Genomic DNA, 425 nt, shown 5'->3' on the forward strand with positions numbered 1-425 from the left:
GCGGTACATGGTTGCGCTGTTTGCAAAGACGACAAGGTTCTATCGTTTGTTGAAGATGTTGGCCGTCACAATGCGGTAGATACGTTGGCTGGTGAGATGTGGCTTAACAAAGAGTCTGGTGAAGATAAGATTTTTTACACTACTGGCCGCCTGACTTCTGAAATGGTCATCAAAGTGGCGCAGATGGGTATTCCTGTTCTGTTATCACGTTCAGGCGTAACGCAAATGGGTTTAGACTTGGCTCAGCAATTTGGTATCACGACCATTGCTCGCGCTAAAGGCCTGCGTTTCCAAGTGTTCACTGGCGCAGAGAAGATTGAATTTGATGTGAAAGGTGAATAATCAGCAGTCGGAAAAAAGCGTAGGTTCGATTGGAGATTCACTAACCGCTTCTAATTGTAAAGTTCTGATGTAAAGAGTTAGTG

General features: G+C 44.9%; 1 protein-coding gene. It reads left to right on the forward strand.

Annotated features, from left to right (window positions below; genetic code table 11):
- On the forward strand, window positions 1-342 hold a 342-nt coding region (locus AB4653_RS28730; protein WP_372106044.1), incomplete at its 5' end, for a formate dehydrogenase accessory sulfurtransferase FdhD.
- Window positions 343-425: the final 83 nt, after the last annotated feature.

The organism is Vibrio sp. 10N.222.48.A3 (assembly GCF_041475345.1).
Taxonomy (GTDB): Bacteria; Pseudomonadota; Gammaproteobacteria; order Enterobacterales; family Vibrionaceae; genus Vibrio; species Vibrio tasmaniensis_A.